The organism is Pleomorphomonas carboxyditropha, from assembly GCF_002770725.1.
Taxonomy (GTDB): domain Bacteria; phylum Pseudomonadota; class Alphaproteobacteria; order Rhizobiales; family Pleomorphomonadaceae; genus Pleomorphomonas; species Pleomorphomonas carboxyditropha.
The window spans coordinates 12,232-35,616 of the sequence record NZ_NQVN01000011.1; the positions used below are offsets into that span (position 1 = coordinate 12,232).

At 68.0% G+C, this 23,385-nt stretch carries 22 protein-coding genes; 10 read left to right on the forward strand and 12 right to left on the reverse strand.

Annotated features, from left to right (window positions below):
• Positions 1 to 136 precede the first annotated feature (136 nt).
• Entirely contained in the window at positions 137 to 685 is a 549-nt protein-coding gene (locus CJ014_RS16015; RefSeq protein WP_100081495.1) for a cysteine hydrolase family protein, read from the forward strand.
• Positions 686 to 696: 11 nt separating this feature from the next.
• Here the strand turns inward: CJ014_RS16015 and CJ014_RS16020 are convergent, their stop codons facing one another.
• From CJ014_RS16020 to CJ014_RS16050, 7 genes are all read right to left on the reverse strand, one after another.
• Positions 697 to 1,848, reverse strand: coding sequence for a M20 aminoacylase family protein (locus CJ014_RS16020; protein ID WP_100081496.1), 1,152 nt, complete (start codon positions 1,846 to 1,848; stop codon positions 697 to 699).
• A gap of 106 nt (positions 1,849 to 1,954) precedes the next feature.
• Positions 1,955 to 2,668, reverse strand: coding sequence for an ABC transporter permease (locus CJ014_RS16025; protein WP_100081497.1), 714 nt, complete (start codon positions 2,666 to 2,668; stop codon positions 1,955 to 1,957).
• Positions 2,668 to 3,381, reverse strand: a complete 714-nt coding sequence (locus CJ014_RS16030) for an ABC transporter permease (protein ID WP_100081498.1) — start codon at positions 3,379 to 3,381, stop codon at positions 2,668 to 2,670. The genes CJ014_RS16025 and CJ014_RS16030 overlap by 1 nt, the downstream gene beginning before the upstream one ends.
• Before the next feature lie 62 nt (positions 3,382 to 3,443).
• Positions 3,444 to 4,244, reverse strand: a complete 801-nt coding sequence (locus tag CJ014_RS16035; protein ID WP_165790864.1) for a transporter substrate-binding domain-containing protein — start codon at positions 4,242 to 4,244, stop codon at positions 3,444 to 3,446.
• A 55-nt stretch (positions 4,245 to 4,299) separates the two neighbouring features.
• Positions 4,300 to 5,094, reverse strand: coding sequence for a dimethylarginine dimethylaminohydrolase family protein (locus CJ014_RS16040; protein WP_100081500.1), 795 nt, complete (start codon positions 5,092 to 5,094; stop codon positions 4,300 to 4,302).
• A gap of 161 nt (positions 5,095 to 5,255) precedes the next feature.
• Positions 5,256 to 6,035, reverse strand: coding sequence for an ABC transporter substrate-binding protein (locus tag CJ014_RS16045; RefSeq protein WP_100081501.1), 780 nt, complete (start codon positions 6,033 to 6,035; stop codon positions 5,256 to 5,258).
• Positions 6,036 to 6,160: 125 nt separating this feature from the next.
• Positions 6,161 to 7,369 (reverse strand): ROK family transcriptional regulator, encoded by a 1,209-nt coding sequence (locus CJ014_RS16050; protein WP_100081618.1) that lies wholly within the window; start codon positions 7,367 to 7,369, stop codon positions 6,161 to 6,163.
• A 219-nt stretch (positions 7,370 to 7,588) separates the two neighbouring features.
• Between CJ014_RS16050 and CJ014_RS16055 the strand changes: the two genes are divergently transcribed.
• From CJ014_RS16055 to CJ014_RS16080, 6 genes are all read left to right on the forward strand, one after another.
• A complete protein-coding gene (locus CJ014_RS16055; RefSeq protein WP_100081502.1) occupies positions 7,589 to 8,827 on the forward strand; it encodes an extracellular solute-binding protein in 1,239 nt (412 codons plus the stop codon).
• 70 nt (positions 8,828 to 8,897) lie between these two features.
• Entirely contained in the window at positions 8,898 to 9,782 is an 885-nt protein-coding gene (locus tag CJ014_RS16060) for a carbohydrate ABC transporter permease (protein ID WP_100081503.1), read from the forward strand.
• Positions 9,782 to 10,627, forward strand: coding sequence for a carbohydrate ABC transporter permease (locus tag CJ014_RS16065; RefSeq protein WP_100081504.1), 846 nt, complete (start codon positions 9,782 to 9,784; stop codon positions 10,625 to 10,627). Before CJ014_RS16060 ends, CJ014_RS16065 begins: the two co-directional genes overlap by 1 nt.
• An 18-nt stretch (positions 10,628 to 10,645) precedes the next feature.
• Positions 10,646 to 11,656, forward strand: a complete 1,011-nt coding sequence (locus CJ014_RS16070; protein WP_100081505.1) for an SIS domain-containing protein — start codon at positions 10,646 to 10,648, stop codon at positions 11,654 to 11,656.
• Positions 11,657 to 12,571 carry a carbohydrate kinase family protein gene (locus tag CJ014_RS16075; RefSeq protein WP_100081506.1) on the forward strand — a complete coding sequence of 305 codons (915 nt, stop codon included), beginning with the start codon at positions 11,657 to 11,659 and terminating at the stop codon, positions 12,569 to 12,571.
• Entirely contained in the window at positions 12,568 to 13,641 is a 1,074-nt protein-coding gene (locus CJ014_RS16080) for an ABC transporter ATP-binding protein (protein ID WP_100081507.1), read from the forward strand. Before CJ014_RS16075 ends, CJ014_RS16080 begins: the two co-directional genes overlap by 4 nt.
• An 11-nt stretch (positions 13,642 to 13,652) precedes the next feature.
• Here the strand turns inward: CJ014_RS16080 and CJ014_RS16085 are convergent, their stop codons facing one another.
• Positions 13,653 to 14,861: an MFS transporter gene (locus CJ014_RS16085; protein WP_245427395.1), complete on the reverse strand. Its 1,209-nt coding sequence runs from the start codon at positions 14,859 to 14,861 to the stop codon at positions 13,653 to 13,655.
• Positions 14,862 to 14,947: 86 nt separating this feature from the next.
• On the opposite strand from CJ014_RS16085, the gene CJ014_RS16090 reads away from it, so the two are divergent.
• Positions 14,948 to 15,841: an AraC family transcriptional regulator gene (locus tag CJ014_RS16090; RefSeq protein ID WP_245427396.1), complete on the forward strand. Its 894-nt coding sequence runs from the start codon at positions 14,948 to 14,950 to the stop codon at positions 15,839 to 15,841.
• Here CJ014_RS16090 and CJ014_RS16095 read toward each other — a convergent pair.
• Together CJ014_RS16095 and CJ014_RS16100 are read right to left on the reverse strand one after the other, a co-directional pair.
• Complete coding sequence (locus CJ014_RS16095; protein ID WP_100081509.1) at positions 15,828 to 16,970, reverse strand: PQQ-dependent sugar dehydrogenase; 1,143 nt, start codon at positions 16,968 to 16,970, stop codon at positions 15,828 to 15,830. The genes CJ014_RS16090 and CJ014_RS16095 overlap by 14 nt on opposite strands.
• A gap of 84 nt (positions 16,971 to 17,054) precedes the next feature.
• Positions 17,055 to 18,446, reverse strand: a complete 1,392-nt coding sequence (locus CJ014_RS16100) for an SLC13 family permease (protein ID WP_100081510.1) — start codon at positions 18,444 to 18,446, stop codon at positions 17,055 to 17,057.
• A gap of 118 nt (positions 18,447 to 18,564) precedes the next feature.
• Between CJ014_RS16100 and CJ014_RS16105 the strand changes: the two genes are divergently transcribed.
• Entirely contained in the window at positions 18,565 to 19,056 is a 492-nt protein-coding gene (locus CJ014_RS16105; protein WP_100081511.1) for a GNAT family N-acetyltransferase, read from the forward strand.
• A 4-nt stretch (positions 19,057 to 19,060) separates the two neighbouring features.
• Here CJ014_RS16105 and CJ014_RS16110 read toward each other — a convergent pair whose 3' ends face one another.
• The gene (locus CJ014_RS16110; RefSeq protein ID WP_100081512.1) at positions 19,061 to 20,977 is read right to left on the reverse strand and encodes a beta-N-acetylhexosaminidase; all 1,917 of its coding nucleotides are present in this window, start codon (positions 20,975 to 20,977) and stop codon (positions 19,061 to 19,063) included.
• A gap of 154 nt (positions 20,978 to 21,131) precedes the next feature.
• Positions 21,132 to 22,352 (reverse strand): MFS transporter, encoded by a 1,221-nt coding sequence (locus CJ014_RS16115; RefSeq protein ID WP_100081513.1) that lies wholly within the window; start codon positions 22,350 to 22,352, stop codon positions 21,132 to 21,134.
• A 151-nt stretch (positions 22,353 to 22,503) separates the two neighbouring features.
• Between CJ014_RS16115 and CJ014_RS16120 the strand changes: the two genes are divergently transcribed.
• Complete coding sequence (locus CJ014_RS16120) at positions 22,504 to 23,379, forward strand: LysR family transcriptional regulator (RefSeq protein ID WP_207765772.1); 876 nt, start codon at positions 22,504 to 22,506, stop codon at positions 23,377 to 23,379.
• Positions 23,380 to 23,385 lie beyond the last annotated feature (6 nt).

A 23,385-nucleotide genomic window follows, 5' to 3' on the forward strand; every position in this document is an offset into this window, starting at 1 on the left:
GCGTTCTCGTCGAATTAAGGGCATTTCGACCTAAGCGAGGACCATCCACCATTCCCGAAAAGCCCGTCATCGACACGCCGCAATTGCCGGTACACTATTGCCTCCGCCGTTATTCAATTATGGAGGGAACTCCACCATGCCATTTACGACCATAGATCCCCGCACCGCCCTGATCGTCATCGACCTTCAGAAAGGCATCGCCACGCTGCCGCCGCAGGAGCTGGCGCGCCCGGCCATCGCCAATGCCGTCAAGCTGATAGAGACCTTCCGGGCCAACAGGCGGCCGGTGGTGCTGGTCAACGTCGTCGGCGGCGCGCCGGGCCGTATCGACAGGACGTCGAGCGGCGACCGGCCGGCCGATTGGGCCGAGCTGCTTCCCGAACTCGGTTTCGCGCCCGACGACATCCGCCTCAGCAAGAAGACCTGGGGTGCCTTCACCGGCACCGGCCTCGACGCCCGCCTTCGCGATCTCGGCGTCACCGGCGTCGTCGTCTCGGGCATCGCCACCAGCCGGGGCGTCGAATCGACCGCCCGCTTCGCCCATGAGCTCGGCTACAACGTCGCCCTGCCCGTCGACGCCATGGCCGATATCGATCCGGAAGCACATCGGCGCAGCGTCGGCCTCACCTTCCCCTGGATCGCCGAGACCGGCACCACCGACGAGCTGATCGCCCTCATCAAGTAGGATCAGTAGGATCAGGCGAAGAAACGCCGCGCCAGGGCGTGCAGGAAGGCGGGGCCGCGTTCGAGCAGCGCGTCGTTGAAGTCGTAGCGGCTGCTGTGCAGTCCCGCGCTGTCGCCGTTGCCGAGGAACAGATAGGCGCCCTTCACCTTCTCCAGCATGAAGGCGAAGTCCTCGCTGCCCATCATCGGCCGGTCGAGCGGCGCGAAGGCGTCGTCGCCGAAGGTGTCGCGGATCACCGCCGCCGCCAGCTCGACCGACGCCGCGTCATTCATGGTCACCGGATAGCCGACCTGCCAGTCGATGCGCGCCTCGGCACCGTAGCTTGCCGCCTGCAAGCGGACAATCTCCTCGAACCGCCGGCAAAGCCGCGTCCGGACGGCCGGATCGGTGGCGCGCAGGCTCACCTCCAGCACCGCCTCGTCGGGAATGACGTTGCAGGCCGAGCCGGCGTGGAAGGCGCCGACGGTGATCACGCCGGCCTCCTGCGGCGGCACGTTGCGCGACACCGCCGTCTGCAGGGCCATGACGATGCTCGCCGCCGCCACCACCGGATCGACGGTATCCTCGGGCCGGGCGCCATGGCCGCCGGCGCCGCGCACCGTCAGCGTCGCCGCATCGATCGCCGCCATCATGGCGCCGGGCCGCGCCGAAAAGCGGCCGGCTGCGAGGCCTGGATAGTTGTGCAGCGCGAAGACGGCATCGCAGGGAAAGCGCTCGAACAGCCCGTCGCCAATCATCCGCGCCGCGCCGCCGGCCGTCTCCTCGGCCGGCTGGAAGATGAAGTGCACCCTGCCGCGGAAATCGTCGTCGTGAAGAAGACGAAAGGCGGCGCCGATCAGAATGGTCGTGTGGCCGTCGTGGCCGCAGGCATGCATCATGCCCGGCGTGCGGCTCGCATAGGCGGCGCCGGTTTCCTCGACGATCGGCAGGCCGTCCATGTCGGCCCTGAGGCCGATCGCCCGGCCGTCGCCGCCCCGGTCGAGCGTCGCCACGAGGCCGGTGGCGGCAAGGTCTCGCGTCACCTCGAGGCCCCAGCCCGACAGCAGGTCGGCGACGAAGGCCGAGGTCTGCCGCTCCTCGTAGCCGGTCTCCGGCATCTGGTGCAGGCGACGGCGGATGTCGACGAGCTCGGGCAGGAAGGCGCGGAAGACGGTCTCGGTCATGATCTAGAGTATTTCCGGCGAAAACAGGTTCGCCGGAAATACTCTATCTCTTTGAGTAGGCGCAATTTCGGACGCAAAACCGGTTCCCACTTTTGCTGAAATTGCTCTAGCCCTGTTGCGGCCGCGCCGGCTGGCGATAGAGCGTCAGGCGGCGCTCGACCTCGGCCATGACGCGCGTCAGCACCACGACGACGGCGAAATAGAGCAGGCCGGCGGCGATCAGCGGCTCGAAGATCAGCAGCGACTGGCGTTGCAGCATGCGCGCCGTGCCCATCATCTCCATGATGGTGATGGTCGACGCCAGCGAGGTCGACTTCAGGAGGATGATGACGTCGGACGTCAGCACCGGCAGGCACAGCCGCAGCGCCTGCGGCAGCGTGATGCGCCTCAAAATGGTGAAAGGCCGCATGCCCACCGCCATCGCCGCTTCGGTCTGCCCCTTGGGCACGGCGAGAATGGCGCCGCGGATCACCTCGGCATTGTAGGCCGCCTGGTTGAGCGACAGCGCGAACACCGCGTACCAGAGACCGTCGCGCAGATAGGGCCACAGGAAGGAATGGCGGATGAAAGTGCCCGGCAGCACCTGCCCGAGCCCGTAGTAGATGAGGTAGAGCTGGACCAGCAGTGGCGTGCCGCGAAAGGCGAAGGTGAACGCCTTGGCCGGCCAGGCCGAGATCCGCCGGCCGTAGACCATGGCGACGGCCGTCGCCGTTCCCATCAGCAGGCCGAAGACGACGCCGGTCACCGTCAGGAACAGCGTCAGCGGCATGGCGGCCACCAGCGGCGGCAGGAAGGCGACGAGGTGGGCGAGCGACTCCATCAGCGATAGCCCCGCGAGAAGCGCCGCTCGATGCGGGAGATCGCCCAGACGGACACCGCGGTGATCATCAGGAACAGCACGGCGGTGAGACCGTAGAAGAAGATGTATTGCCGCGTGCCGGCCGCCGCCCGGTAGCCGACGTAGAGCAGGTCGTTGAAGGCGCCCAGCACCGAGATGATGGCGCTTTCCTTGGTCATCTCCAGCCAGAGATTGCCCATGCCGGGAATGGCGTGGCGGATCATCTGCGGCGCGACGATGCGGACGAGAATGAGCCCCCGGTGCATGCCGAGCGCCAGCCCCGCCTCGATCTGACCGAGCGGCACGGCGAGATAGGCGGCGCGCAGCACCTCGGCCATGAAGGCGCCGGAGACGAAGGCCAGCGCCACCACGGCCGCCCAGAACGGGCTGACCTGGAACGTGTCGCCGGCAAGGCCGAGGCCCTTCACCAGCCGTTCGATGCCCGAGGCGATCGAGAAATAGAGCAGCAGGATGACCAACAGCTCCGGCAGCGCCCGCACCACCGTGGTGTAGACGCCGGCGACGAAGCGGACGGCGCGCCAGCGCGACCGCTTGCCGATGGCGCAGACGGCGCCGAACACCAGCGCGATCAGATAGGCCGACACCGACACCTTGAGCGTGGTGACGATGCCCCAGAAGAGATCGTCGCTCCAGCCCGTGTCGCCCCAGGCGAGCAATGAGAGAGTGCCGTTCATCGGCGTCCGTTCCGAAAATGAAAACCGCCGCCGGCCCGGTCAGGAGCGGCGGCGGGAGAGGATCACTTCACCCCGTCGACCCAGCGGGCGATGCTCTTGTCGAGCGTGCCGTCGGCCTTGATCGAGGCGAGCGCGTCGTCGACCTTCTTCAGCGTCGCCGCGTCGCCCTTCTTGACCACATAGCCGACGCCCTCGCCGAGCACCTTGTTGTCCGGCGCCGCGGCCTTGATGTCGAAGTCGGCGCCCTGCGGCGTCGCCAGGAAGGTATGGAGGTAGAGATCCGGCGACAGCACGAAGTCGATGCGGCCGGCGGCGAGGTCGGCCATCGAGTTGTCGGCGGTGTCGTAGGCCTTCACCTCGGCATCGGGATAATACTTGGTCAGATACTGGTGCTGGACGGTCGACGCCTGCACGCCGACGATCTTGCCCTCGAAGGTCTTGGGATCGAGGATCTTGCTGCCGTCCGGCGCGTCGGCCGTGCCGACCGTGACCGCCTCCGACTTCGGGCCGACCAGCGACGTGCCCTCGGTGTAGTAGGAGGCGCTGAAGTCCACCGTCTGCTTGCGCTCGTCGGTGATCGAGAAGGCGCCGACCGCCACGTCGAGCTTGTTCTCCTTGAGGGCCGGCAGCAGGCCGTCGAAGGCCATGGCGGAAATCTCGCACTTCACCTGCATGCGCTCGCAGAGGGCGTGGGTGATATCGGCCTCGATGCCTTCCCACTCGCCGGCGGCATTGACCTGGCCGAACGGCAGATAGGGCTCCGGCGTCATGCCGATCCTCAGCACATCCTCGGCCAGCGCCGGCAGCGCCACCGACGAGGCGATGGCGAACGCCAGCGCCGTTTTGACAACGATATTCGTCATTTGGGACGTTTCCCTTTTCCTTGACATCAATTATCCGGTCGTGAGCCCGCGGGGCTCAGCCGCGCCGCCAGCGCAACGACATGCAGGAGAGGCCGGCGTCGATCTTGCCGATTTCCGTCGTCCTGAGCGGCACCACGTCATAGCCCTTGGCCGCCAGCAGTTCGGCGGTGCGCGGGTAGTCGGAGCCGACGAAAACCACGTCGTTGACGCGCAGCGCGTTGGCGGCGGCTTCCTCGCCGGCCGGCACCAGGAGCGTCCTGAAGCCCTTGAACACGCCGGAGCGCTCCAGCCGCTCGGTGGTCAGCACCGTCTCCTCGTCGAGGAGCGAGCAATCGGTCTTGAAGTGCAGCACGTCCTTGGGCGTCTCGACGATCTCGCCCTTGCGGCCGAGCCTGGCGAGACTTTCGATCAGCGCCTCGGCGCCCTCGCGGTTGGTGCGGGCGGAGAGGCCGATCATCACGCTGTTCTGCGTGGTCAGCACGTCGCCGCCGTCGGCGTAGCCGCGCGGCAGGTCGAGCACGCTCGAAAACAGGCGCTTCAGCACCGGGGCGATCTCGGCGGTCTCGCCGGCGCGGGTCGGCGCGCCCGGACGCAGCAGGATGGCGCCCTCGGGAAACACCAGCGCCGGGTCCTCGACGAAGATGGAATCGGGGAAGGCTTCGAGCGGCGGCAGCACCGTCACCTCGACGCCGGCGCGACTCACCGCGTGAATATAGGCGGCATGCTCGGCAAGAACGCCGGCATAGGTCGGATTGCCGCGGTCGTCGGCACGGAGGCCGTTCACCACCGAGGACGACGGCGTACGGACGATGAAGGAATCGAAACGATAGACGGGATATGTGCTGGCCATTCGGACACCTTGATGGAAAGCGCTTTCATAGACGAACCGTCCGTCAAGGTGCAACAACCGGATGGGGCAATGTCCTTCGTGAGAAGACGGATACCGGCCGGAAAGCCATCCCGGCCGGCGTGGGATCGGTCGGTGCAGGCGGCAAACGGCCTGCCCGAACCTCACTTCAGAGAGTAGAGGTTGATCTTGAAATACTTGTCGTTGATCGTCTTGTAGGTGCCGTCGGCCACCACCTCGTCGATCGCCTTGTTGATCGCCTCCTTGAGCACGCCATCCTCCTTGCGGACGGCGATGCCGACGCCCTCGCCGACGAAGGCGGGATCGGTGATCGGCTCGCCGGCCAGCTTGCAGCAGGCGCCCGCCTCCTTGCCCACCCAGTCGAACATCGGCAGGAAGTCGCCGACCTGCAGGTCGAGGCGGCCGGCGGCGAGGTCGAGATTGGCCTCGTCCTGCGTCGGATAGGTCTTCAGCGTGGCGCTCGGGTAGGTCTTCTCGATGTACTCGGCCTGCGTCGTGCCGGCCTGCGCGCCGATAATCTTGCCGGACAGCGCCGCGTCGGAGAACTCGGTGATGTCGCTGTCCTTCGGGATGACGTGAGTCATCGCCGCCTTGTAGTAGGGCTTGGTGAAGTCGACGACCTTCTTGCGCTCCTCGGTGATGAACATCGAGGCGATGATCATGTCGTATTTCTTGGCGAGCAGCGCCGGGATGATGCCGTCCCAGTCCTGGGCCACCACCTCGCACTTGACCTTCATCTTCTCGCAGAGGGCAAGGCCGATCTCGACGTCGAAGCCCTTGATGGAGCCGTCGGTGTCCACGTAGTTGAAGGGCGGATAGGCGCCCTCGGTGCCGATCTTCAGCGTCTCCTCGGCATGGACGGCGACAGCCGAGGCAGCGAGAAGCGCGGCGGCGGCAAGGCCGCGGAGGATGCGGTTGGTCATGGTGCTTGGTTCCCCTGGAAGTGCGATGGGCCGGTTTTTCTCTATGCCCGTAACGCTGAAAGATTAGCGGCAAACAACAGGGGATGACAATTCTCTGTCAGGAAATTTGTTGGCCCGACGCCCCATCATTCTCCCTGCCGCTTCAGGATCGCCGAGAAGCTGGGATCGAAGGCACGCCGGATGGGATCGGCGGCGGCGCCGATCGCCACCGCCCAGGGGTCGGTCATGCCGAGCCGGAGGCGGGGAATGGCGCGGCCGGCCGTCGGCGACAGGGAGGGGCGCAGCGGCTCGATGGCCGCCATCAGCCTGGGCATCAGCGAACCGGGCACGCTGCTCGACAGGATGACGGTCTGCGGATCGAACAGCGTCTCCGCCGTGTGAACGGCCAGCCTGAGATCGTGCGCCGCCCGGTCGATCCAGGCGGCGACGCGCCGGTCGCCGGTCTGGACGAGGGTTTCCAGCTTGGCGAACTGCCCGGGATCGGCCGGGTCGATATCGACCATGGCATAGAGCGAGGCGATGGATGCGCGATGCTCGAGCGGCGTCGGATCGTCCGGCCCGCCGAGCAACACCATGCCGATCTCGCCGGCGTTGCCATTGGCGCCGCCATAGAGTTCGCCGCCGAGGATCAGCCCGGCGCCGATGCCGTAGCCGACGTAGATGCAGACGACGTGATCGAGGCCATGGGCGGCGCCGACCATGCGCTCGGCGGTGGCGCAGGCGGCGGCGTCGTTCTGCAGGCTGACGGCAAGGCCGGTGCCGGCGGCCAGCCGGTCGAGCAGGGGAAAGCTCTGCCAGGCCTGCATCAGCCAGAGGCTGTCGTCGGCGATCTCGACGCCGAACGGGCCGGGCATGGCGACGCCGATGCCGGCGATGCGCGCCTCGGCGTCCGGTCGCCTGGCGGAAAATTCCGTCCTGACGCCGGCCAGAAGGTCGAGCACCACCTCGGCGCCTTCCTCCGGGGAACGCGGCGGCACCCTGGCGGTGGCGCGGGCCAGGATATTGCCGACGAGGTCCACCACGATGACGCGGCTGACGTGGCGGTCGATCTGCAAGCCGATGGCATAGGCGCCGTTCGCCACCAGGCGATAGGGCGTGGACGGCTGCCCCCTGCCCTTGCGCACCAGGTCTTCGGACGCGACCAGGCCCTCGCTCTCCAGCGTTTCGATAAGATTGGACACCGCCTGCTTGGTGAGGCCGGTGGCGCGGGCGAGATCGGCACGCGACAGGGCGCCGTTCACCCGCAGCGCGTCGATGATGACGCGCCGGTTGTGGGCGCTGGTCCCCTCCTGGTTGGCGCCGCTCTTGGCGCGGATCGGCCGCTGTTCGTTCATGCCCAAATCCATCTTGACAGCACTTGATATTTCCCCCACGAATAAGTCAAGCAATTTGACTTAATAAGGAACCGACAGAGTTCCGGGGAACGCTAGTCCGCCCCAAAGGTGTGACGACGCTCCATCCAGCGGCCCTTCCGGGCCACCAAATGACCGGTCGTGGCGGCAGTCTGCCGCCGCGATCCCTTCCGCGTAGTCACCGACCAAAGGGAGCCCACGATGAACAGGTTTTTCAGCAGGACACTTCTCTCGGCGACGCTGCTGACGGCACCGCTCGCCGTTCCGGCCTTCGCCGAAACCCAGATCAATGCGCTGTTCATGGCCCAGGCCGCCTATAGCGAAGCCGACGTTCGCGCCATGACCGAGGCCTTCACCAAGGCCAATCCGGACATCAAGGTCAATCTGGAGTTCGTTCCCTACGAGGGCCTGCACGACAAGACCGTGCTCGCGCAGGGCGCCGGCAACGCCTATGACGTCGTGCTGTTCGACGTGATCTGGCCGGCCGAATTCGCCGCCAACAACGTGCTGGTCGACGTCACCTCCAAGATCACCGACGAGATGAAGGCCGGCGTGCTGCCCGGCGCCTGGACCACCGTCAAGTATGACGACAAGTTCTACGGCATGCCGTGGATTCTCGACACCAAGTACCTGTTCTACAACAAGGAAATCCTGGAGAAGGCCGGCATCGCCAATCCGCCCAGGACCTGGGAGGAACTGGCCGCCGACGCCAAGATCATCAAGGACAAGGGCATCCTCGCCTCGCCGATCGCCTGGAGCTGGGCGCAGGCGGAGGCCGCCATCTGCGACTACACCACGCTGGTCAGCGCCTTCGGCGGCGACTTCCTGAAGGACGGCAAGCCGGCCTTCCAGGAGGGCGGCGGCCTCGACGCGCTGAAGTACATGGTCGACACCTACACCTCCGGCGTCACCAACCCGAATTCCAAGGAATTCCTGGAGGAAGACGTCCGCAAGGTGTTCGAGAACGGCGACGCCGCCTTCGCCCTCAACTGGACCTACATGTACAACATGGCCAACGACCCGAAGGATTCGAAGGTCGCCGGCAAGGTCGGCGTGGTGCCGGCGCCGGGCGTTGCCGGCAAGAGCGAGGCGTCGGCCGTCAACGGCTCGATGGGCCTCGGCATCACCACCGCCAGCAAGCACCAGGACGAGGCGTGGAAGTACATCGTGTTCATGACGTCGCAGGCGACGCAGAACGCCTATGCCAAGCTCAGCCTGCCGATCTGGGCGTCGTCCTACGAGGATCCGGCCGTCACCACCGGCCAGGAAGAGCTGATCGCCGCCGCCAAGGTCGGTCTCGCCGCCATGTATCCGCGCCCGACCACGCCGAAGTATCAGGAGATCTCGGTCGCCCTGCAGCAGGCGATCCAGGAAGCCCTGCTCGGCCAGTCGAGCCCCGAGGACGCGCTGAAGACCGCCGCCGACAACAGCGGCCTCTGAGCGCCCGACCATGCCGGGCGCCCTGCGGCGCCCGGTCCCCCGCTTCGTGATCATCCGACGAGGACACCGCATGTCCGGCACCTGGATCACCACCCGGGCGTGGCTGCTCATGCTGCCGCTCCTCATCGTCATGGTGGCCGTCATCGGCTGGCCTCTGGCCGACACCGTGCAGCTCTCCTTCACCGACGCCAGGCTGGTCGGCACCTCCGGCAGCTACGTCGGCTTCGACAACTACGTCCGCCTCGTCTCCGGCAATGCCTTCGGCCGCACGCTGTTCACGACCACCTTTTTCGCCCTGGTGGTGGTAACGACGGAAATGGTGTTCGGCGTGCTCGCCGCCCTGCTCCTGAACCAGCAGTTCCGCGGCCGCACCCTGCTCAGGGCCTTGATGATCCTGCCCTGGGCGCTGCCGACCGTCGTCAACGCCACGCTGTGGCGGCTGATCTACAATCCCGAATACGGCGCGCTCAACGCCGCCCTGACCCAGCTCGGCCTCATCTCCGGCTATCGCTCCTGGCTCGGTGAGCCCGGCACCGCCCTGGCGGCGCTGATCGTCGCCGACTGCTGGAAGAATTTCCCGCTGGTTGCGCTGATCGCGCTGGCCGCCCTGCAGGCGGTGCCGCGCGACGTCGTCGCCGCCTCCTTCGTCGACGGCGCCGGCGCCTTCGCCCGCTTCCGCTTCGTGACGCTGCCCTATCTCGCCGGCCCCTTGATGGTGGCGCTGGTGCTGCGCACCATCGAGGCCTTCAAGGTGTTCGACATCATCTGGGTGATGACGCGCGGCGGCCCCGCCAACTCGACGCGCACCATGTCGATCCTCGTCTACCAGGAAGCCTTTTCCTTCCAGCGGGCCGGCTCGGGCGCCTCGCTTGCCCTGATCGTCACGTTGATCATCACGGTGCTCGCCGTCGCCTACGGCACCATGGTGAAGAAGGTTGCCGGGAGCGCTGCCTGATGGAACGTCAGAATCCCCTGTTCCGCCTGTTCCTGCACGTCGCAGCGCTGCTGCTGGCCGCCGTCATCCTGGCGCCGCTTCTCTGGCTGTTCGTCATGAGCATCTCGCCGGCCGCCGACCTCGCCGCCAAGCCGCTCCGCTGGTGGCCGGCCACAATGGACTTCTCCCGCTACGCCACCCTCCTCTCCACGCTGGAGAACAGCGCCGGCGCCGCCTTCACGGCCAGCCTCCGGAACTCGCTGATGGTGGCGGGCATGGCCACGGTCGCCGCCGTGGCGCTCGCCGTGCCGGCCGGCTGGGCGGTATCGCGCACGCCGTCCGTCGGCTGGTCGCTGTCGCTAGTCATCGCCACCTACATGCTGCCGCCGGTGGCGCTGGCCGTGCCGCTCTACATGGCGCTCGCCAAATTCGGCCTGCTCAACAACGTGTTCGGCCTGGCGCTCGTCTACCTCACCATTCTCGCCCCGTTCACCACCTGGCTGATGAAATCCGGCTTCGACGGCATTCCGCGCGAGATCGAGCAGGCGGCGGTCATCGACGGCGCCAGCCTGTGGCAGACGCTGAGGATCATCACGCTGCCGCTTGCCATGCCGGTGGTGGCGACGTCGGCGCTGTTCGCCTTCCTGCTGGGCTGGGACGAATTCTTCTACGCCCTGCTGTTCACCTCCGACCAGCGGGCCAAGACGCTGACCGTCGCCATCGCCGACCTCGCCGGCGGCCGCGTCTCCGACTACGGCCTGATCGCCACGGCCGGCGTGCTCGCCGCGCTGCCGCCGGTGCTCATCGGCCTCGTCATGCAGCGGGCGCTGATCTCCGGCCTCACCGCCGGCGGCGTCAAGGGCTGAACCCGAAAGGATAACGACATGACCGCTTCCCGCCCCGAAAGCCTGCTCGCCATCGACCGCGAGATGGCCCGCCAGCACGCCGACGCCCTCGCCTCCTTTACGGCCAACCGCGAGGTGGCCGCCCGCGCCGCCGCCTCTCTGAAGAAGACCGGCCGCCTGTTGATGCTCGGCATGGGCGGCAGCCACGCCGTCGCCCGCGCCGTCGAGCCCTATTACCGCGCCCTCGGCATCGACGCGGTGTCGCTGCCGGTGTCCGAGCAGTTGGCCGCGCCGCTGCCGCTCGCCGGCCGCACCGTCTTCGTCACCTCCCAGTCGGGAGAAAGCGTCGAGGTGGTCCGCTGGTTCAAGGAGACCGGCGGCAATGCCGACACCTTCGCCCTGACGCTGGAAGGCGGCTCCTTCCTCGGCAAGGCCGCCCCGGCGCTGGTCGCCGCCGGCGGCTCGGAACTGGCCTTCGCCGCGACGCGCAGCCTGACGCTGACCTTTGCCCTGCATCTCGCCATCCTCGCCGCGCTCGGCGCCGATCCCGAACCGGCGCTGGCCGTGCTGCAGGCGCCGGAGGCGCCCGACGTATCCGCCGCGCTGGCCGCCCTGAAGGGCGTCCGCAACGTCGTCACCTCCGGCCGCAGCCTGCAGGGCGTCGCCGAGGCCATCGCCCTCGGCTTCACCGAGCTGTCGCGCCGGCCCTGCTTCTCGCACGAGGGCGGCCAGCTTAGGCATGGACCGATGGAGATGCTGTCGCCGGAGATCGGCGCCGTACTGTTCCGCGCCAAGGACCCGACGTCGCCGCTGATCGCCGGCATGGCCGGCGAGATCCTCGCCGCCGGCGCGCCGGTGGTGATCTTCGACGCCTCCGGCGAGGCGCCGATCAATGGCGCCGTCACCATCGCCGTCAGGCCGGCCGCCGGCATGGCCGCCGTCTTCGCGTTGCTGCCGGCCGCCCAGACGCTGATGGTCGCCTTCGCCGCCGAGCGTGTCGAGAACGCCGGCACGCCCGTCCGTTCGAACAAGATCACCCGGAGCGAATAAGTGAAGCCGATCGCCGTCATTGGAAACGTCAACGTCGACCTGATCCTCGGTCCGGCCGCGCCCTGGCCGCAGCCGGGCACCGAGATCATCGTCGACCACGACGAACTGCGGGTCGGCGGCTGCGCCGGCAATTCGGCGCTGACGTTGAAGGCGCTCGGCGTGCCTTTCGCGCTGGCCGCCAGCATCGGCAACGATCGCTTCGGCGCCTGGCTGGCGAGCGAATTCGGCGAACAGTCCGGGCATTGGCGGGTTCATGAGGAGAACACCACCATTTCCGTCGGCATCACCCATCCCGACGGCGAACGCACCTTCTTCACCACGCTCGGCCACCTGCCGCATTATGGCGCCGCCGACGTGCTGGCGGCCCTCGACGGCGAGGCGCATCGCGGCGGTTACGCGCTGTTCGCCGGCCCGTTCCTGATGCCGCGGCTGTCGAGCGAATACGGCCAGCTCTACGACTGGGCCGACAGGTTCGGCATCCGCGTCGCCCTCGACACCGGCTGGCCGCCGGCCGGCTGGACGCCGGATGTCGTCGCGGCGGCCAGGGGCTGGCTCGCCCGCTCCGCCGTCGCCCTGTTCAACGAGGTGGAAACCACCTCGATCACCGGCCGGGCCGACGTGCGCGACGCCGCCCGCACCATGCTCGATTTTATGCCCGAGGGCGCCGTCGCCGTCGTCAAGCGCGGCCCGCACGGCGCCCTGGCGGCGTCGGGCGGCGGCCTCGTCGAGGTGGCGGCCCCGAAGGTCGAGGTGATCGACACCATCGGCGCCGGCGACGTGTTCAATGCCGGCTTCCTGGCGGCGCTGGCCGCCGGCAAGCCGCTCGAGGCAAGCCTCGCGGCCGGCACGGCCACCGCCTCGCTCGCCGTCTCCACCTATCCGCGCCGCTACGCCCCGCCGGAGTCCCGTTCATGAGCGCCCTCGTCGTCGACAACATCCGCAAGTCCTTCGGCGACGTCGAGACGCTGAAGGGCATCGACATCTCCCTGGAAAGCGGCGAATTCCTGGTGCTGCTGGGCGCCTCCGGCTGCGGCAAGTCGACGCTGCTCAACATCATCGCCGGCCTCGCCGAGCCCTCGGGCGGCGATGTCCGGCTCGATGGCCGCTCGCTGATCGGCGTCCATCCCAAGGACCGCGACATCGCCATGGTGTTCCAGTCCTATGCGCTCTATCCCAACCTTTCGGTGCGGCGGAACATCGGCTTCGGCCTGGAAATGCGAAAAGTTCCGGTTGCCGAGCGGGAAAAGGCCGTCGCCGAGGCGGCGCGGCTGTTGCAGATCGAGCCGCTGCTCGACCGCCGGCCGAGCCAGCTCTCCGGCGGCCAGCGCCAGCGCGTCGCCATCGGCCGGGCGCTGGTGCGCCATCCCAAGCTGTTCCTGTTCGACGAGCCGCTATCCAACCTCGACGCCAAGCTCCGCATGGAGATGCGCACCGAGCTGAAGCGGCTGCACCAGATGATGAAGACCACCGTGGTCCACGTCACCCACGATCAGATCGAGGCGATGACGCTGGCCACCCGCATCGCCGTGATGCGCAACGGCCAGATCGAGCAGTTCGGCACGCCGGAGGAAATCTACAACCGGCCGGCCACGCTCTACGTCGCCACCTTCGTCGGCGCGCCGCCGATGAACCTGCTCGACGTAGTCGCCACCGGCCATGGCCTGCTGATCGCCGGCAGCGACACGGTGATCCCGGCTCCCGCCTCGCTTCTGGCCGGTCTGCCGGCCGGCGGCCTCAAGCTCGGCATCCGGCCCGAATCTTTCCGTGCCGAGGCCGGCGGCCTGCCGCTGACGCTTCGCTGCGACGTGACCGAACTCACCGGCCCCGAGCTGATCCTCTCCGGCAGCATCGGCGGCCAGCGCCTCGTCGCCACCCTGCCGCCGCGCATCCGCGCCGCCGTCGGCAGCGACGTGACGCTGTCGCTCGACGTCGAGGCGCTGCACGTTTTCGACGGCGAGACCGGCAAGCGCATCGAGACCGTCTGACGGCCTTTCGGCTACTTCAGCCGCGACCGTTCGATATTCGGCAGGAATACCGTCAGCAGGCCGAAAGCCGGCAGGAACGCGCAGACGTGATAGACGAAGTCGATGCCCTTGACGTCGGCGACCTGGCCGAGCACGGCGGCGCCGATGCCGCCGATGCCGAAGGAAAATCCGAAGAAAAAGCCGGCGATCATGCCGACCTTGCCGGGCACCAGCTCCTGGGCGAACACGATGATCGCCGAGAAGGCCGAGGCGAGCACCAGGCCGATGATCACGGTGAGCACCACGGTCCAGACCAGGCCGACATAGGGCAGCGCCAGCGAAAAGGGCAGCACGCCGAGGATCGACACCCAGATGACCGGCTTGCGACCGATGCGATCGCCGATCGGCCCGCCGATGACCGTGCCGGCCGCCACCGCGCCGAGGAACACGAACAGCAGCATCTGCGACTGTTGGACGCTGACGCCGAATTTGTGCATCAGATAGAAGGTGTAGTAGCTCGAAAGGCTGGCGAGATAGATATATTTCGAGAACACCAGACAGCCGAGCACGGCCAGCGCGGTGATGACGCGCCAGCGCGGCAGCGAGACATGGGGCGTCGCGATCGCGCGCCTGGCGGCCGTCTTGCGGTGGCGGCCATACCAGTTGCCGACCTGCCATAGCACGATCATCGCCAGCAGCGCGGCGGCCGAGAACCAGGCGACGCTCTTCTGCCCGTGCGGCAGCACGATGAAGGCGGCGAGCAGCGGCCCCAGCGCCGAGCCGAAATTGCCGCCGACCTGGAACAGCGACTGTGCCAAGCCATAGCGGCCGCCCGACGCCATGCGGGCGACGCGCGACGATTCCGGATGGAACACCGACGAGCCCATGCCGATCAGCGCGCAGGCGACGAGCAGCAGATGGTAGCTGTGGACGTTGGCGAGCAGCAGCAGGCCGAGAAGGGTGAAGCCCATGCCGATCGCCAGCGAATAGGGCTGCGGATGCCGGTCGGTGTAGCTGCCGACCAAGGGCTGAAGCAGCGAGGCGGTGAACTGGAAGGTCAGCGTCATCAGGCCGATCTGGCCGAAATCGAGCGCATAATTCTCTTTCAGCATCGGATAGAGGCCGGTCAGCAGCGACTGCATCATGTCGTTGAGCATGTGGCAGAAGCTGATGGCGAAGATCACGGAAAAGGCGGTTGTCGTCGCGGACGGAACGGCGGCCGGTGCTGTGGTATCGGTCAACTGGCACTCCATGGCGCAGCCGGCGGTGTGCTCGGACGCCGGCAGGCTGCGACAATACCGGTTTCGGCGCTTCCTGCCTTCGTGATATGGTCCAATTCTTCTTCGACTGGGCCAACTTCACCATGGATCTCAACTTCTCTCCAGCCATAGCCGAGCAGGCGAACCGCTCGGTCGCCCCGTGGTCGGAGGAGCCGCAGGCAAAATGCGTCGAATGGCTGGAGCGGGCGGTCGGACCGATCGTCGCCAAGGCCAGCGAATATGCCGACGGGCACGTCGTTCCACCCCATCGGCACAGCCGCGCCCAGATGATCTACGCGCTGTCCGGCGTGGTGACGGTGGCGATGCCCGGCGAGCGCTGGATGGTGCCGCCCGACCACGCCCTCTGGGTGCCGGCCGGCACCCAGCATTCGGTCACCGCCAGCGGCCACGTCAGTATGCGCTCGATCTACGTGAAGCCCGGCGCCGTCGCCGACCTGCCGACCCGCGGCCGGGTTGTGGAGCTGACCGGCCTGATGCGCAGCCTGATGCTGGAAGCGGTGACCCTGCCGCAGTGCTACGAGCCGACCAGCCGGGCGGGCCTGGTGATGGCGCTGATTCTGGAGGAAATTCCTCGCCTGCCGGTGCGTCCGCTCGGCCTGCCGTTTCCCGCCGATCCCCGCATGGCCGCCCTGTGCCACCGTTTCCTGGAAGCGCCGACGCCCCGGGCGAACATCGACGATTGGGCGGACGGCCTGGCCATGAGCCGCCGCACCTTCACTCGGGCCTTCCGCCGCGAGACCGGGCTCAGCCTGTCCGAATGGCGCCAGCAGGCCTGCCTGTTCGCCGCATTGCCGCGCCTTGCCGGCGGCGAAAGCGTCACCAGCGTCGCGCTCGACCTCGGCTACGACAGCTCGTCGGCCTTTTCGACCATGTTCAAGCGCATGACCGGCGCGACGCCGGGGCGCTACCTGCGCGAGGCGACAAGCCTCAACGCGGGCTGAGCCGCAGCAGCCGCCCCGGGCTCGCGTCCTCGATGACCCACACCGCGCCGTCGGGCGCCACCGCCACGTCGCGGATGCGTCCTTCCATGGAAAAGCGCTCGTCCTCGTGCGCGCTGTCGCCATGAACGGTCACCCGCGACAGCGACTGGGTCTTGAGGCCGCCGATCAGCAGCGATCCCTTCCAGGCGGGGAACAGGTCGCCCTCGTAGAAGGCAAGGCCGGCCGGCGCGATCACCGGGTTCCAGTAAAGCGCCGGCTCGCGGAATTCCGGCCGGGTCGGCGGCTTGGGGATCGGCGTTCCGTTGTAATTGTCGCCGTAGGACACCTCCGGCCAGCCGTAGTTGACGCCCGGCTCGATCAGGTTCAGTTCGTCGCCGCCCTTCGGCCCCATCTCGTGCAGCCAGAGGCGACCGTCGGGGGCAAACGCCAGGCCGTAGGGGTTGCGGTGGCCGGTGGTCCAGGTCTCGGCGCGCACACCGCCGGCGCCCGCCTCCGGATTGCCCGGCGCCGGCTTGCCGTCGAGCGTCAGGTGCAGCACCTTGCCGAGCGCGAGATCGGGATCCTGCGCCGTATTCGGCCGCATGCGGTCGCCGGAGGTGAGGAACAGCGACTTGCCGTCCGGCGCGAAGGCGATGATGCCGCCCGGCTGGCCGCCCTTGCCCTTCGGCATCTGCCGCCAGATCACCTCGAGGCCGTCGAGCCGCGCCGCGCCCTGCTGTTCGGCCAGCGTCGCGCGGGCGAGCGCCAGCGAGCTGCCGCCGTCGCCCGGCTCGACATAGGTGAAGTAGATGCGCCGGCTGTCGGCGAAATCCGGGGCGAGCGCCACGTCGAGCAGGCCGTTCTGGCCGGCATGCTCGACTTTCGGCACGCCCGACACTTCGACCGGATCGCCGCCCTGGCGATTGACGAGGAATATCTCGCCGGGCTTGGTGGTGACGATCAGTCGGTCGGCATCGATGACGGCGATCGCCCACGGCAAATCGAAGCGCGCCACCGTCTGGGCCTGGAAAGGCAGCTTGGTCGTCGCCTTGTTGGGGCCGGCGTTTTCCGGCGCGGCGGCGGCCGGCGTTGCGGCAACGGCGGCGATAGCGGCCGCCGCGAGCATGGTCTGTCGGAAAAAGGCGGGCATGTCCGTGTCTCCTCCGGCTGAGCCGGCATGCCGGCACCTCTGGAAGATTTGGGAAGCCGTCACCTGTTCTCAAGGGGCGAAGGCCTACAACCAGCCGAGCAGCTTCCACCACAGGAAGTCGATCGGCACCAGCAGGACGAGCGTGATCAGCGCCAGCGGCACCGTCACCCTGACGAGATGGTCGAGCTTTTCGCCGGAAAGCTGCATCGCCACCACCAGCGGCCCGACCTGGTAGGGAAACAGCACCGTCGAGAAGCCGACCACCTGGGTCATCAGCACGGTCATGGCGCCGTAGCCGGTGAGCGCCGCGAGGTCGCCGGTCATCGGCGTCAATACGGCCGGCGCGCTCGGCACCGTCGTGAACATGCCGGTGACGAAGGACAGGAAGGTCAGCGAGAAGAAGTTGGCGGCGTCATGCCCCGGCGCCAGCGGCAGCACCGAGGTGAGAAAGGCGCCGAGCTTGCTACCGAGGCCGGAGGCGCCCACCACCGCGCCGAGCGCCAGCGCGCCGGCAACGAACAGCAACAGGCCGAAATCGACCGATTGCCGGAAGGCCGGCGGGCTCACCACGCCGATGCGGGGAGCCAGCAGCAGCACGGCGGCGCCGAGGCCGACCCAGGCGGCGTTGATGCCGTGCAGGCTGTCGGTCATCCAGAACGCCAGCGTCAACAGCAGGATGGCGATCACCTTGCCCTGCCCCGCCTTGCCGGTCGCGGCGGCCGCCGCCGTCGTGCCGAGCGGCTCGCCGACCTTGGCCGGAAACAGCGCGAGCACCAGCGCCACGGTAAGGACCGACTTGACGATGCCGAGCACCGGATAGTGCAGGAGGAGATAGTCGGTATAGGTGAAATGGATGCCGAGGATGGTTTCGGCCGAGCCGGCCAGCACCATGTTCGGGATGTTGGCCGGCAGGATGGCGAAGCTCGGCATGTTGCAGCCGATGGCCAGGATGGCGGCGATGCCGATGCGGCCGTTCGAGCCCTTGCCGAAGCCGCAGCGGTCGGCGAGCGCCATGCCGATCGGCACCATCACCACGGCACGCCCCACCGACGACGGCATCAGGAAGCCGAGGATCATGCAGGCGAGCATCAGCCCGCCGATCAGGCGCGGATAGCTTCGCGTCAAAAGCGGCGCGATGAAACCGGCGAGACGGCCATCGAGACCGGTGGCGCTGACCGCCGCGCCGATCACGAAGCCGGAGATGATCAGCCACACCGCCGCCGAGGCAAAGCCGGAGAACACCAGCGGCGCCGGCTGCAGGCCGGCGATCAGCACCGATGCAAACAAGAGCAGGCTGGCGAAATATCCCGGCACCAGAGCCGTCGCCCACAGCCCGAGCGTGACGAGCACGATGGCGAGCGTGATGCCGCCGGACGGACCGAGCGCCGCCGGCGACCACAAGGCGATGATAGCGGCAAGCAGCAGAACCGCCGCGAGAACGGCGTGGCGGATGGTGAACGCTTGGCTGGTGACCATGAACGGACTCTCGGACATCGGGGCGATTCTGAAGATGCCGCCGCAGCCTATCCGAAGCGCAGCTTTGAGTTTAGTGTGTCATGCAAAGAGCAGGCGGCCAGCGAGACGGGTTTTCCCAATGGACCTTCTGGTGAAGCTTTACGACGTCGAGCCCGATGCCGATCTCGATCGCCGGCTGAAGGAAAGCGGCGTCGTCATCCGCCGGGCGCTGGCGCCCGAGCTCGACACCATCCGCGCCTTCATCGCGACCCGCTTCAGCGCCGGCTGGGTGAGCGAGGCGCAGGTCGCCTTTTCGCGCGATCCCAACGCCTGCCTGATTGCCGTCAGGGACGGCAAGCTGCTGGGCTTTGCCTGCTACGACGCCGTCGCCCTCGGCTTCTTCGGGCCGACCGGCGTCGACGAGGCGGCGCGCGGCCTCGGCATCGGCAAGGCGCTGCTCATCCGCACGCTGCTCGCCATGCGCGAGCGCGGCTACGGCTACGCCGCCATCGGCTGGGCCGGCCCGGTGGAGTTCTACGCCCGCGCCGTCGGCGCCATGCCGATCCCCGGTTCGGAGAAAAGCGTCTACGCCGGCCTGCTCGATCCGCTGGTACACGTGCCGACCGGATAGAACGTCACAAGGTCGGGCAGAATCGGACCAGCCCTTGAAACCGTGACCAATCCTTGCGCGCGGTTGGCGTCCAGCCCGCCTCGGCGACGGCGGCGAGCCGAGGGAATACCAGATGATTGAAGTGGGCGCGGCTGGCGATCAGCTCGGTCCAGATGCAGGCCTGGATGCCCTTCAGCTTCGGCAGCAGGTCGGCCGGAATGTCGTCGCCCACCTCGTAGGCGTAGGCCGCTTCCAGCGAGGTGGCCCCAGCCCAGCTCATGCCGGCCTCGTCCCAATCGGATGAGCGGGCCATGTCGAGATAGTAGGCTTCGGCCGGCGCCATGACGATGTCGTAGCCGCGCCGGGCAAGGCCGGCGCCGATCGCCGCCTTCTGCCAGACGGTGAGGAGCGTGCCCTCCGTCTCGACGCCATCGCCGTTGCCCACCTCGTTCCAGCCGGCGAGCTTGCGGCCGCGTTGCCCAAGCATCGCCTGCACCTTGCGCATGAAATGCGACTGCAGCGCCTCGGCGCCGTCGACGCCGAGATCGGCCATCAGCCGGCGCGCCAGCGGCGAGAACAGCCAGGCTCCCTCGGCCACCTCGTCGCCGCCGACGTGCAGGTAAGGCGACGGGAACAGCTCGGCGAGGTCGTCGAACACCGCGCCGAGCACCGTCCAGGTAAGGCCGACGGCCGGGTTGAGGGCATTGTTGGCGAAGCCCTGCACCGAGGCATAGGCGCCGGCCGGCTCGTCGGGGTCGGCGAGCGCCGGCAGGGCGGCCAGCGCGGCAGTGCCGTGACCGGGAATGTCGATCTCCGGCACGATCCCGATATTGAGACGCGCGGCTTGGGCGACCAATGCTCGGACGTCGGCATGACTGTAGAAGCCGCCGCTCGAATGGTGGCCGTCGCCGAGCTGCGGCGGCAGCGCCGCCTCAGGCCCGCGCTGCGAGCCGATGGACGTCAGTTCCGGATAGCCGCGAATTTCCAGCCGCCAGGCCTCGTCGTCGCTGAGGTGCCAGTGGAAAATATTGAGCCGGAGATAGGCGAGGATGTCGAGGAAGCGGGCGACATCGGCCACGGAAAAGAAGCGGCGGGCGGTGTCGAGATGGCAGCCGCGCCAGGCAAAGCGCGCGGCGTCGGCGATATGGCCGTGCGCCGGAAAGCGGCAGCCGGCGCGGGCGCCGCGCGAGAGTTGGCCGAGCGCCGTCAACCCGTATTGCCGACCGGCAGGGCCAGCAGCGGTGAGCAGGACATCGTCGTCGCGGAAATCGAGGCGATACGCCTCCCGCCCGAGCGCGGCATCGCTGGCAAAGCGCAACAAACGGTCGCCGGGCAATGCCATCAGCGAAAAGGGGACCGGCTCCAGCGGAAACAACCGCCGAAACAGCGCCGTCATCGTCGAGACGGCGGACAATTCGTCGGCGGTCGCGCCGTCGGCCGGCACGAGATAGCCGGGAAGCCGGTCGGACGGCGTAAGCTCCGCCTCGGCCGGCCAGGGCGTCAGCGCGTAGACGGCCGGCCCTGCCGCCGCGCCTTGCCCGGACGCTTCGTGCCGCAGGTCACCAACCGTCACCGGCCACCGCGCCCCGTCGGCCAGCGTCATATAGGCCGAGACGATCCCCTCCCCGCGATGCTGCGGCGCGCCGGCGATATCGCCGAGCGAGAAGCGCCAGACGTCGCCGGGCGCCAGCCGCAAGCCGTCCGGCGGCGCCACCTCGTGGAAATAGCCGCGCCGGTCGAGGAGGCGCGCGTTGTCGGCGGCCGGATCGTGGCCGGCGAAGCGCAGCGTCGTGAAGGCAAGACGAAAGCTCTCAACCGGCGTGGCGCCGAGGTTCCAGAGCTCGAACAGCAGGCGGCCTGCCGGATCGGCATCGGCCGGTTGCCAGCGGCAATCGAGGTGAAACCGGGTTGCCTCGGGAACGGTCGCATATCGGTCGGTCATCGAAAACCCTCCCCCGGAACCTCACCCCTTGCACAACGCCCCGTATTGCGTCGACGACCGCCTTCAGCGAGTCACTGCGTCAACCCGCCGCCAGCCATTCTAAATGGCGGGCGGGTGAACGCACTAAAACAAAGAGATAAGGCGGGAAGCCCGTTCAGACCGTCGGCTGACACGGTCGCATGTCGTCGTCGCCGGTCCGCCCCTTCCTGTCGAGAAGCAGCGAGATGACGAACATGCAGGAGCCGACCAACCCAAGCAGCACGCCGACCCAGCCGGTGGACGTCCAGCCGAAGCCGGCGGCGATCGCCACGCCGCCCAGCCAGGCGCCAAGCGCATTGGCGATGTTGAAGGCGGAGTGATTGAGGGCGGCGGCCAGCGTCTGCGCGTCCTTGCCGACGTCCATCAGGCGGGTCTGCAGCGTCGGCACCACGGCAAAGCCGGTGCCGATCAGGAACACTCCCACCACCGACGTGGCGGGGTGCCGCGCCGCCACGGTGAACAGCGCCAACACCACAACGTTCCAGGCGAGCAGGCCGGCAATGGTCGGCAGCAGCGCGCGGTCGGCCAGCTTCGGCCCGACGATGTTGCCGGCGATCATGCCGGCGCCGAAGACGCAGAGGACGAAAGGCACGCCGCCTTGCGGAATGCCCGACACCTCGATCAGCGTCGGCGTGATATAGCTGAAAACGGCGAACATGCCGCCGAACCCGGTGGCGCCGATGGCCAGCGTCAGCCAGACCTGCGGCTCGCGCAACGCGCCCAGTTCCCTGAGCGGGCTGGCGCCGGGCCTCGGCTGATCGCGCGGCACGCAGACGAAGACCAGCGCCACGGTCAACAGGCCCAGCGAGCCGACTACGCCAAAAGCGGTGCGCCAGCCAAGCGTCTGTCCCGCCCAGGTGGCGACCGGCGTTCCGACCAGCGTCGCCACCGTCAGGCCCAGCATGACGCGGCCGATGGCGCGGGCGCGGCCATCCGGTGGCGCCATGCCGGCGGCCACCAGCGCCGCGACGCCGAAGTAAGCACCGTGCGGCAGGGCGGTGATGAAACGCAACACCACCAAACCGGTAAAACTGGGTGCCATTGCACTGGCAAGGTTTCCCGCCGCGAAAAGCCCCATCAGCACCAGCAACAGCCGAAGCCGCGACAGCCGGGCGCCGACGACGGCGATCAACGGCGCCCCGACCACCACGCCGAGGGCGTAGGCGCTGATGATCCGGCCGGCCTCGGGCATGGTGACCTGCCAGGCGGAGGCGACGTCGGGAAGGAAGCCCATGGCGGCGAATTCGCCGGTGCCGATGGCGAAACTGCCGATCGCCAGCGCGAATTCGGCGATCGTGGCGGCGCTGAAGGGAAAGGGCTTGGCGGCGATGCTCATGGCGCTCCGATCGTCGGGGCGATCCGGGCGACGGCGCGGATCGATAAATCGACCGCAGCCTAGATTTGATTGCGTCGCCGATAAACATATGGTTTCGGAAGGAGCTTTCGGAAAAGGCGGAAGATAGATGCGAACGGATCAGGAAACGGCGATGCTTTCCGCCATCGTGCGACATGGTGGCCTATCGGCGGCGGCTCGGCATCTCGGCCTGTCGGTCTCGGTTGTGGCCGACCGCCTGGCCGGCCTTGAAAAACGCCTCGGCGTGCGGCTGATCGCCCGCACCACTCGCCGCCAATCGCTGACCGAAGCCGGCAAGCTCTACCTTGCGGAGATGGAGCCGATCCTCGCGGCCATCAACGCGGTGGAAGCGCGCGTCCGCGACCTGTCGTCGGTGCCGCAGGGCACCCTCAGGATCTCCGCGCCGCTGCCGGTCGGCCGCCGCTGGATCGCCCCGTTCGTGGGGCAGTTCGCCACGCGCTACCCGGACATTCGCCTCCAGCTTCTGCTCGAGGATCGCTACGTCGACATCGTCGGCGAGGGATTCGACGTTGCCATCCGCGGCGGCCCCGCCGTGGAATCGGAATTCTCCGGCCGCTACCTGTTCTCGACCCGCCGCGTCGTCGTCGCCAGCCCGGACTATGTCGCAAGGCATGGCGCGCCCACGCGGCCCGAGGATCTTGCGGCACATACCTGCCTGGTGTTCAACGGCGGCGGCCATTTCCACGCCGACTGGCGGTTCGGCCGCGGTGAGGCCGAACAGATGGTGCGGGTATCGGCGCGGCTGGCGACCACCAATTCCGAATTGCCGGTGGTCTGGGCGGCAGCCGGGCTGGGGCTGACGCAGAAATCACTGTGGGAGGTGCAGCCCCAGCTTGACGACGGCAGGCTTGTCACCGTGCTCGACGCCTTCGAGCCCGACCCGGCGTCCTTCTTCGCCATCCACCCGGTCAGCCGGACTCAGTCTCGCCTGCTGTCGCTGTTCGTCGGCGAACTGTCCGCCTACCTGCGGGAAAACCTTCCGGCGTGAGAGCGC

What these genes read in the sequence shown, in the direction of transcription:
- CJ014_RS16060 (WP_100081503.1), top strand. Translation starts at nt 8,898, where the DNA reads ATGTCCGGCACCTGGATCACCACCCGGGCGTGGCTGCTCATGCTGCCG.
- CJ014_RS16090 (WP_245427396.1), top strand. Translation starts at nt 14,948, where the DNA reads ATGGTCCAATTCTTCTTCGACTGGGCCAACTTCACCATGGATCTCAAC.
- CJ014_RS16050 (WP_100081618.1), bottom strand. Translation starts at nt 7,369, where the DNA reads ATGAACGAACAGCGGCCGATCCGCGCCAAGAGCGGCGCCAACCAGGAG.
- CJ014_RS16070 (WP_100081505.1), top strand. Translation starts at nt 10,646, where the DNA reads ATGACCGCTTCCCGCCCCGAAAGCCTGCTCGCCATCGACCGCGAGATG.
- CJ014_RS16040 (WP_100081500.1), bottom strand. Translation starts at nt 5,094, where the DNA reads ATGGCCAGCACATATCCCGTCTATCGTTTCGATTCCTTCATCGTCCGT.
- CJ014_RS16110 (WP_100081512.1), bottom strand. Translation starts at nt 20,977, where the DNA reads ATGACCGACCGATATGCGACCGTTCCCGAGGCAACCCGGTTTCACCTC.
- CJ014_RS16080 (WP_100081507.1), top strand. Translation starts at nt 12,568, where the DNA reads ATGAGCGCCCTCGTCGTCGACAACATCCGCAAGTCCTTCGGCGACGTC.
- CJ014_RS16015 (WP_100081495.1), top strand. Translation starts at nt 137, where the DNA reads ATGCCATTTACGACCATAGATCCCCGCACCGCCCTGATCGTCATCGAC.
- CJ014_RS16115 (WP_100081513.1), bottom strand. Translation starts at nt 22,352, where the DNA reads ATGAGCATCGCCGCCAAGCCCTTTCCCTTCAGCGCCGCCACGATCGCC.
- CJ014_RS16045 (WP_100081501.1), bottom strand. Translation starts at nt 6,035, where the DNA reads ATGACCAACCGCATCCTCCGCGGCCTTGCCGCCGCCGCGCTTCTCGCT.
- CJ014_RS16065 (WP_100081504.1), top strand. Translation starts at nt 9,782, where the DNA reads ATGGAACGTCAGAATCCCCTGTTCCGCCTGTTCCTGCACGTCGCAGCG.
- CJ014_RS16120 (WP_207765772.1), top strand. Translation starts at nt 22,504, where the DNA reads ATGCTTTCCGCCATCGTGCGACATGGTGGCCTATCGGCGGCGGCTCGG.
- CJ014_RS16055 (WP_100081502.1), top strand. Translation starts at nt 7,589, where the DNA reads ATGAACAGGTTTTTCAGCAGGACACTTCTCTCGGCGACGCTGCTGACG.
- CJ014_RS16020 (WP_100081496.1), bottom strand. Translation starts at nt 1,848, where the DNA reads ATGACCGAGACCGTCTTCCGCGCCTTCCTGCCCGAGCTCGTCGACATC.
- CJ014_RS16025 (WP_100081497.1), bottom strand. Translation starts at nt 2,668, where the DNA reads ATGGAGTCGCTCGCCCACCTCGTCGCCTTCCTGCCGCCGCTGGTGGCC.
- CJ014_RS16100 (WP_100081510.1), bottom strand. Translation starts at nt 18,446, where the DNA reads ATGGTCACCAGCCAAGCGTTCACCATCCGCCACGCCGTTCTCGCGGCG.
- CJ014_RS16030 (WP_100081498.1), bottom strand. Translation starts at nt 3,381, where the DNA reads ATGAACGGCACTCTCTCATTGCTCGCCTGGGGCGACACGGGCTGGAGC.
- CJ014_RS16035 (WP_165790864.1), bottom strand. Translation starts at nt 4,244, where the DNA reads ATGACGAATATCGTTGTCAAAACGGCGCTGGCGTTCGCCATCGCCTCG.
- CJ014_RS16095 (WP_100081509.1), bottom strand. Translation starts at nt 16,970, where the DNA reads ATGCCCGCCTTTTTCCGACAGACCATGCTCGCGGCGGCCGCTATCGCC.
- CJ014_RS16105 (WP_100081511.1), top strand. Translation starts at nt 18,565, where the DNA reads ATGGACCTTCTGGTGAAGCTTTACGACGTCGAGCCCGATGCCGATCTC.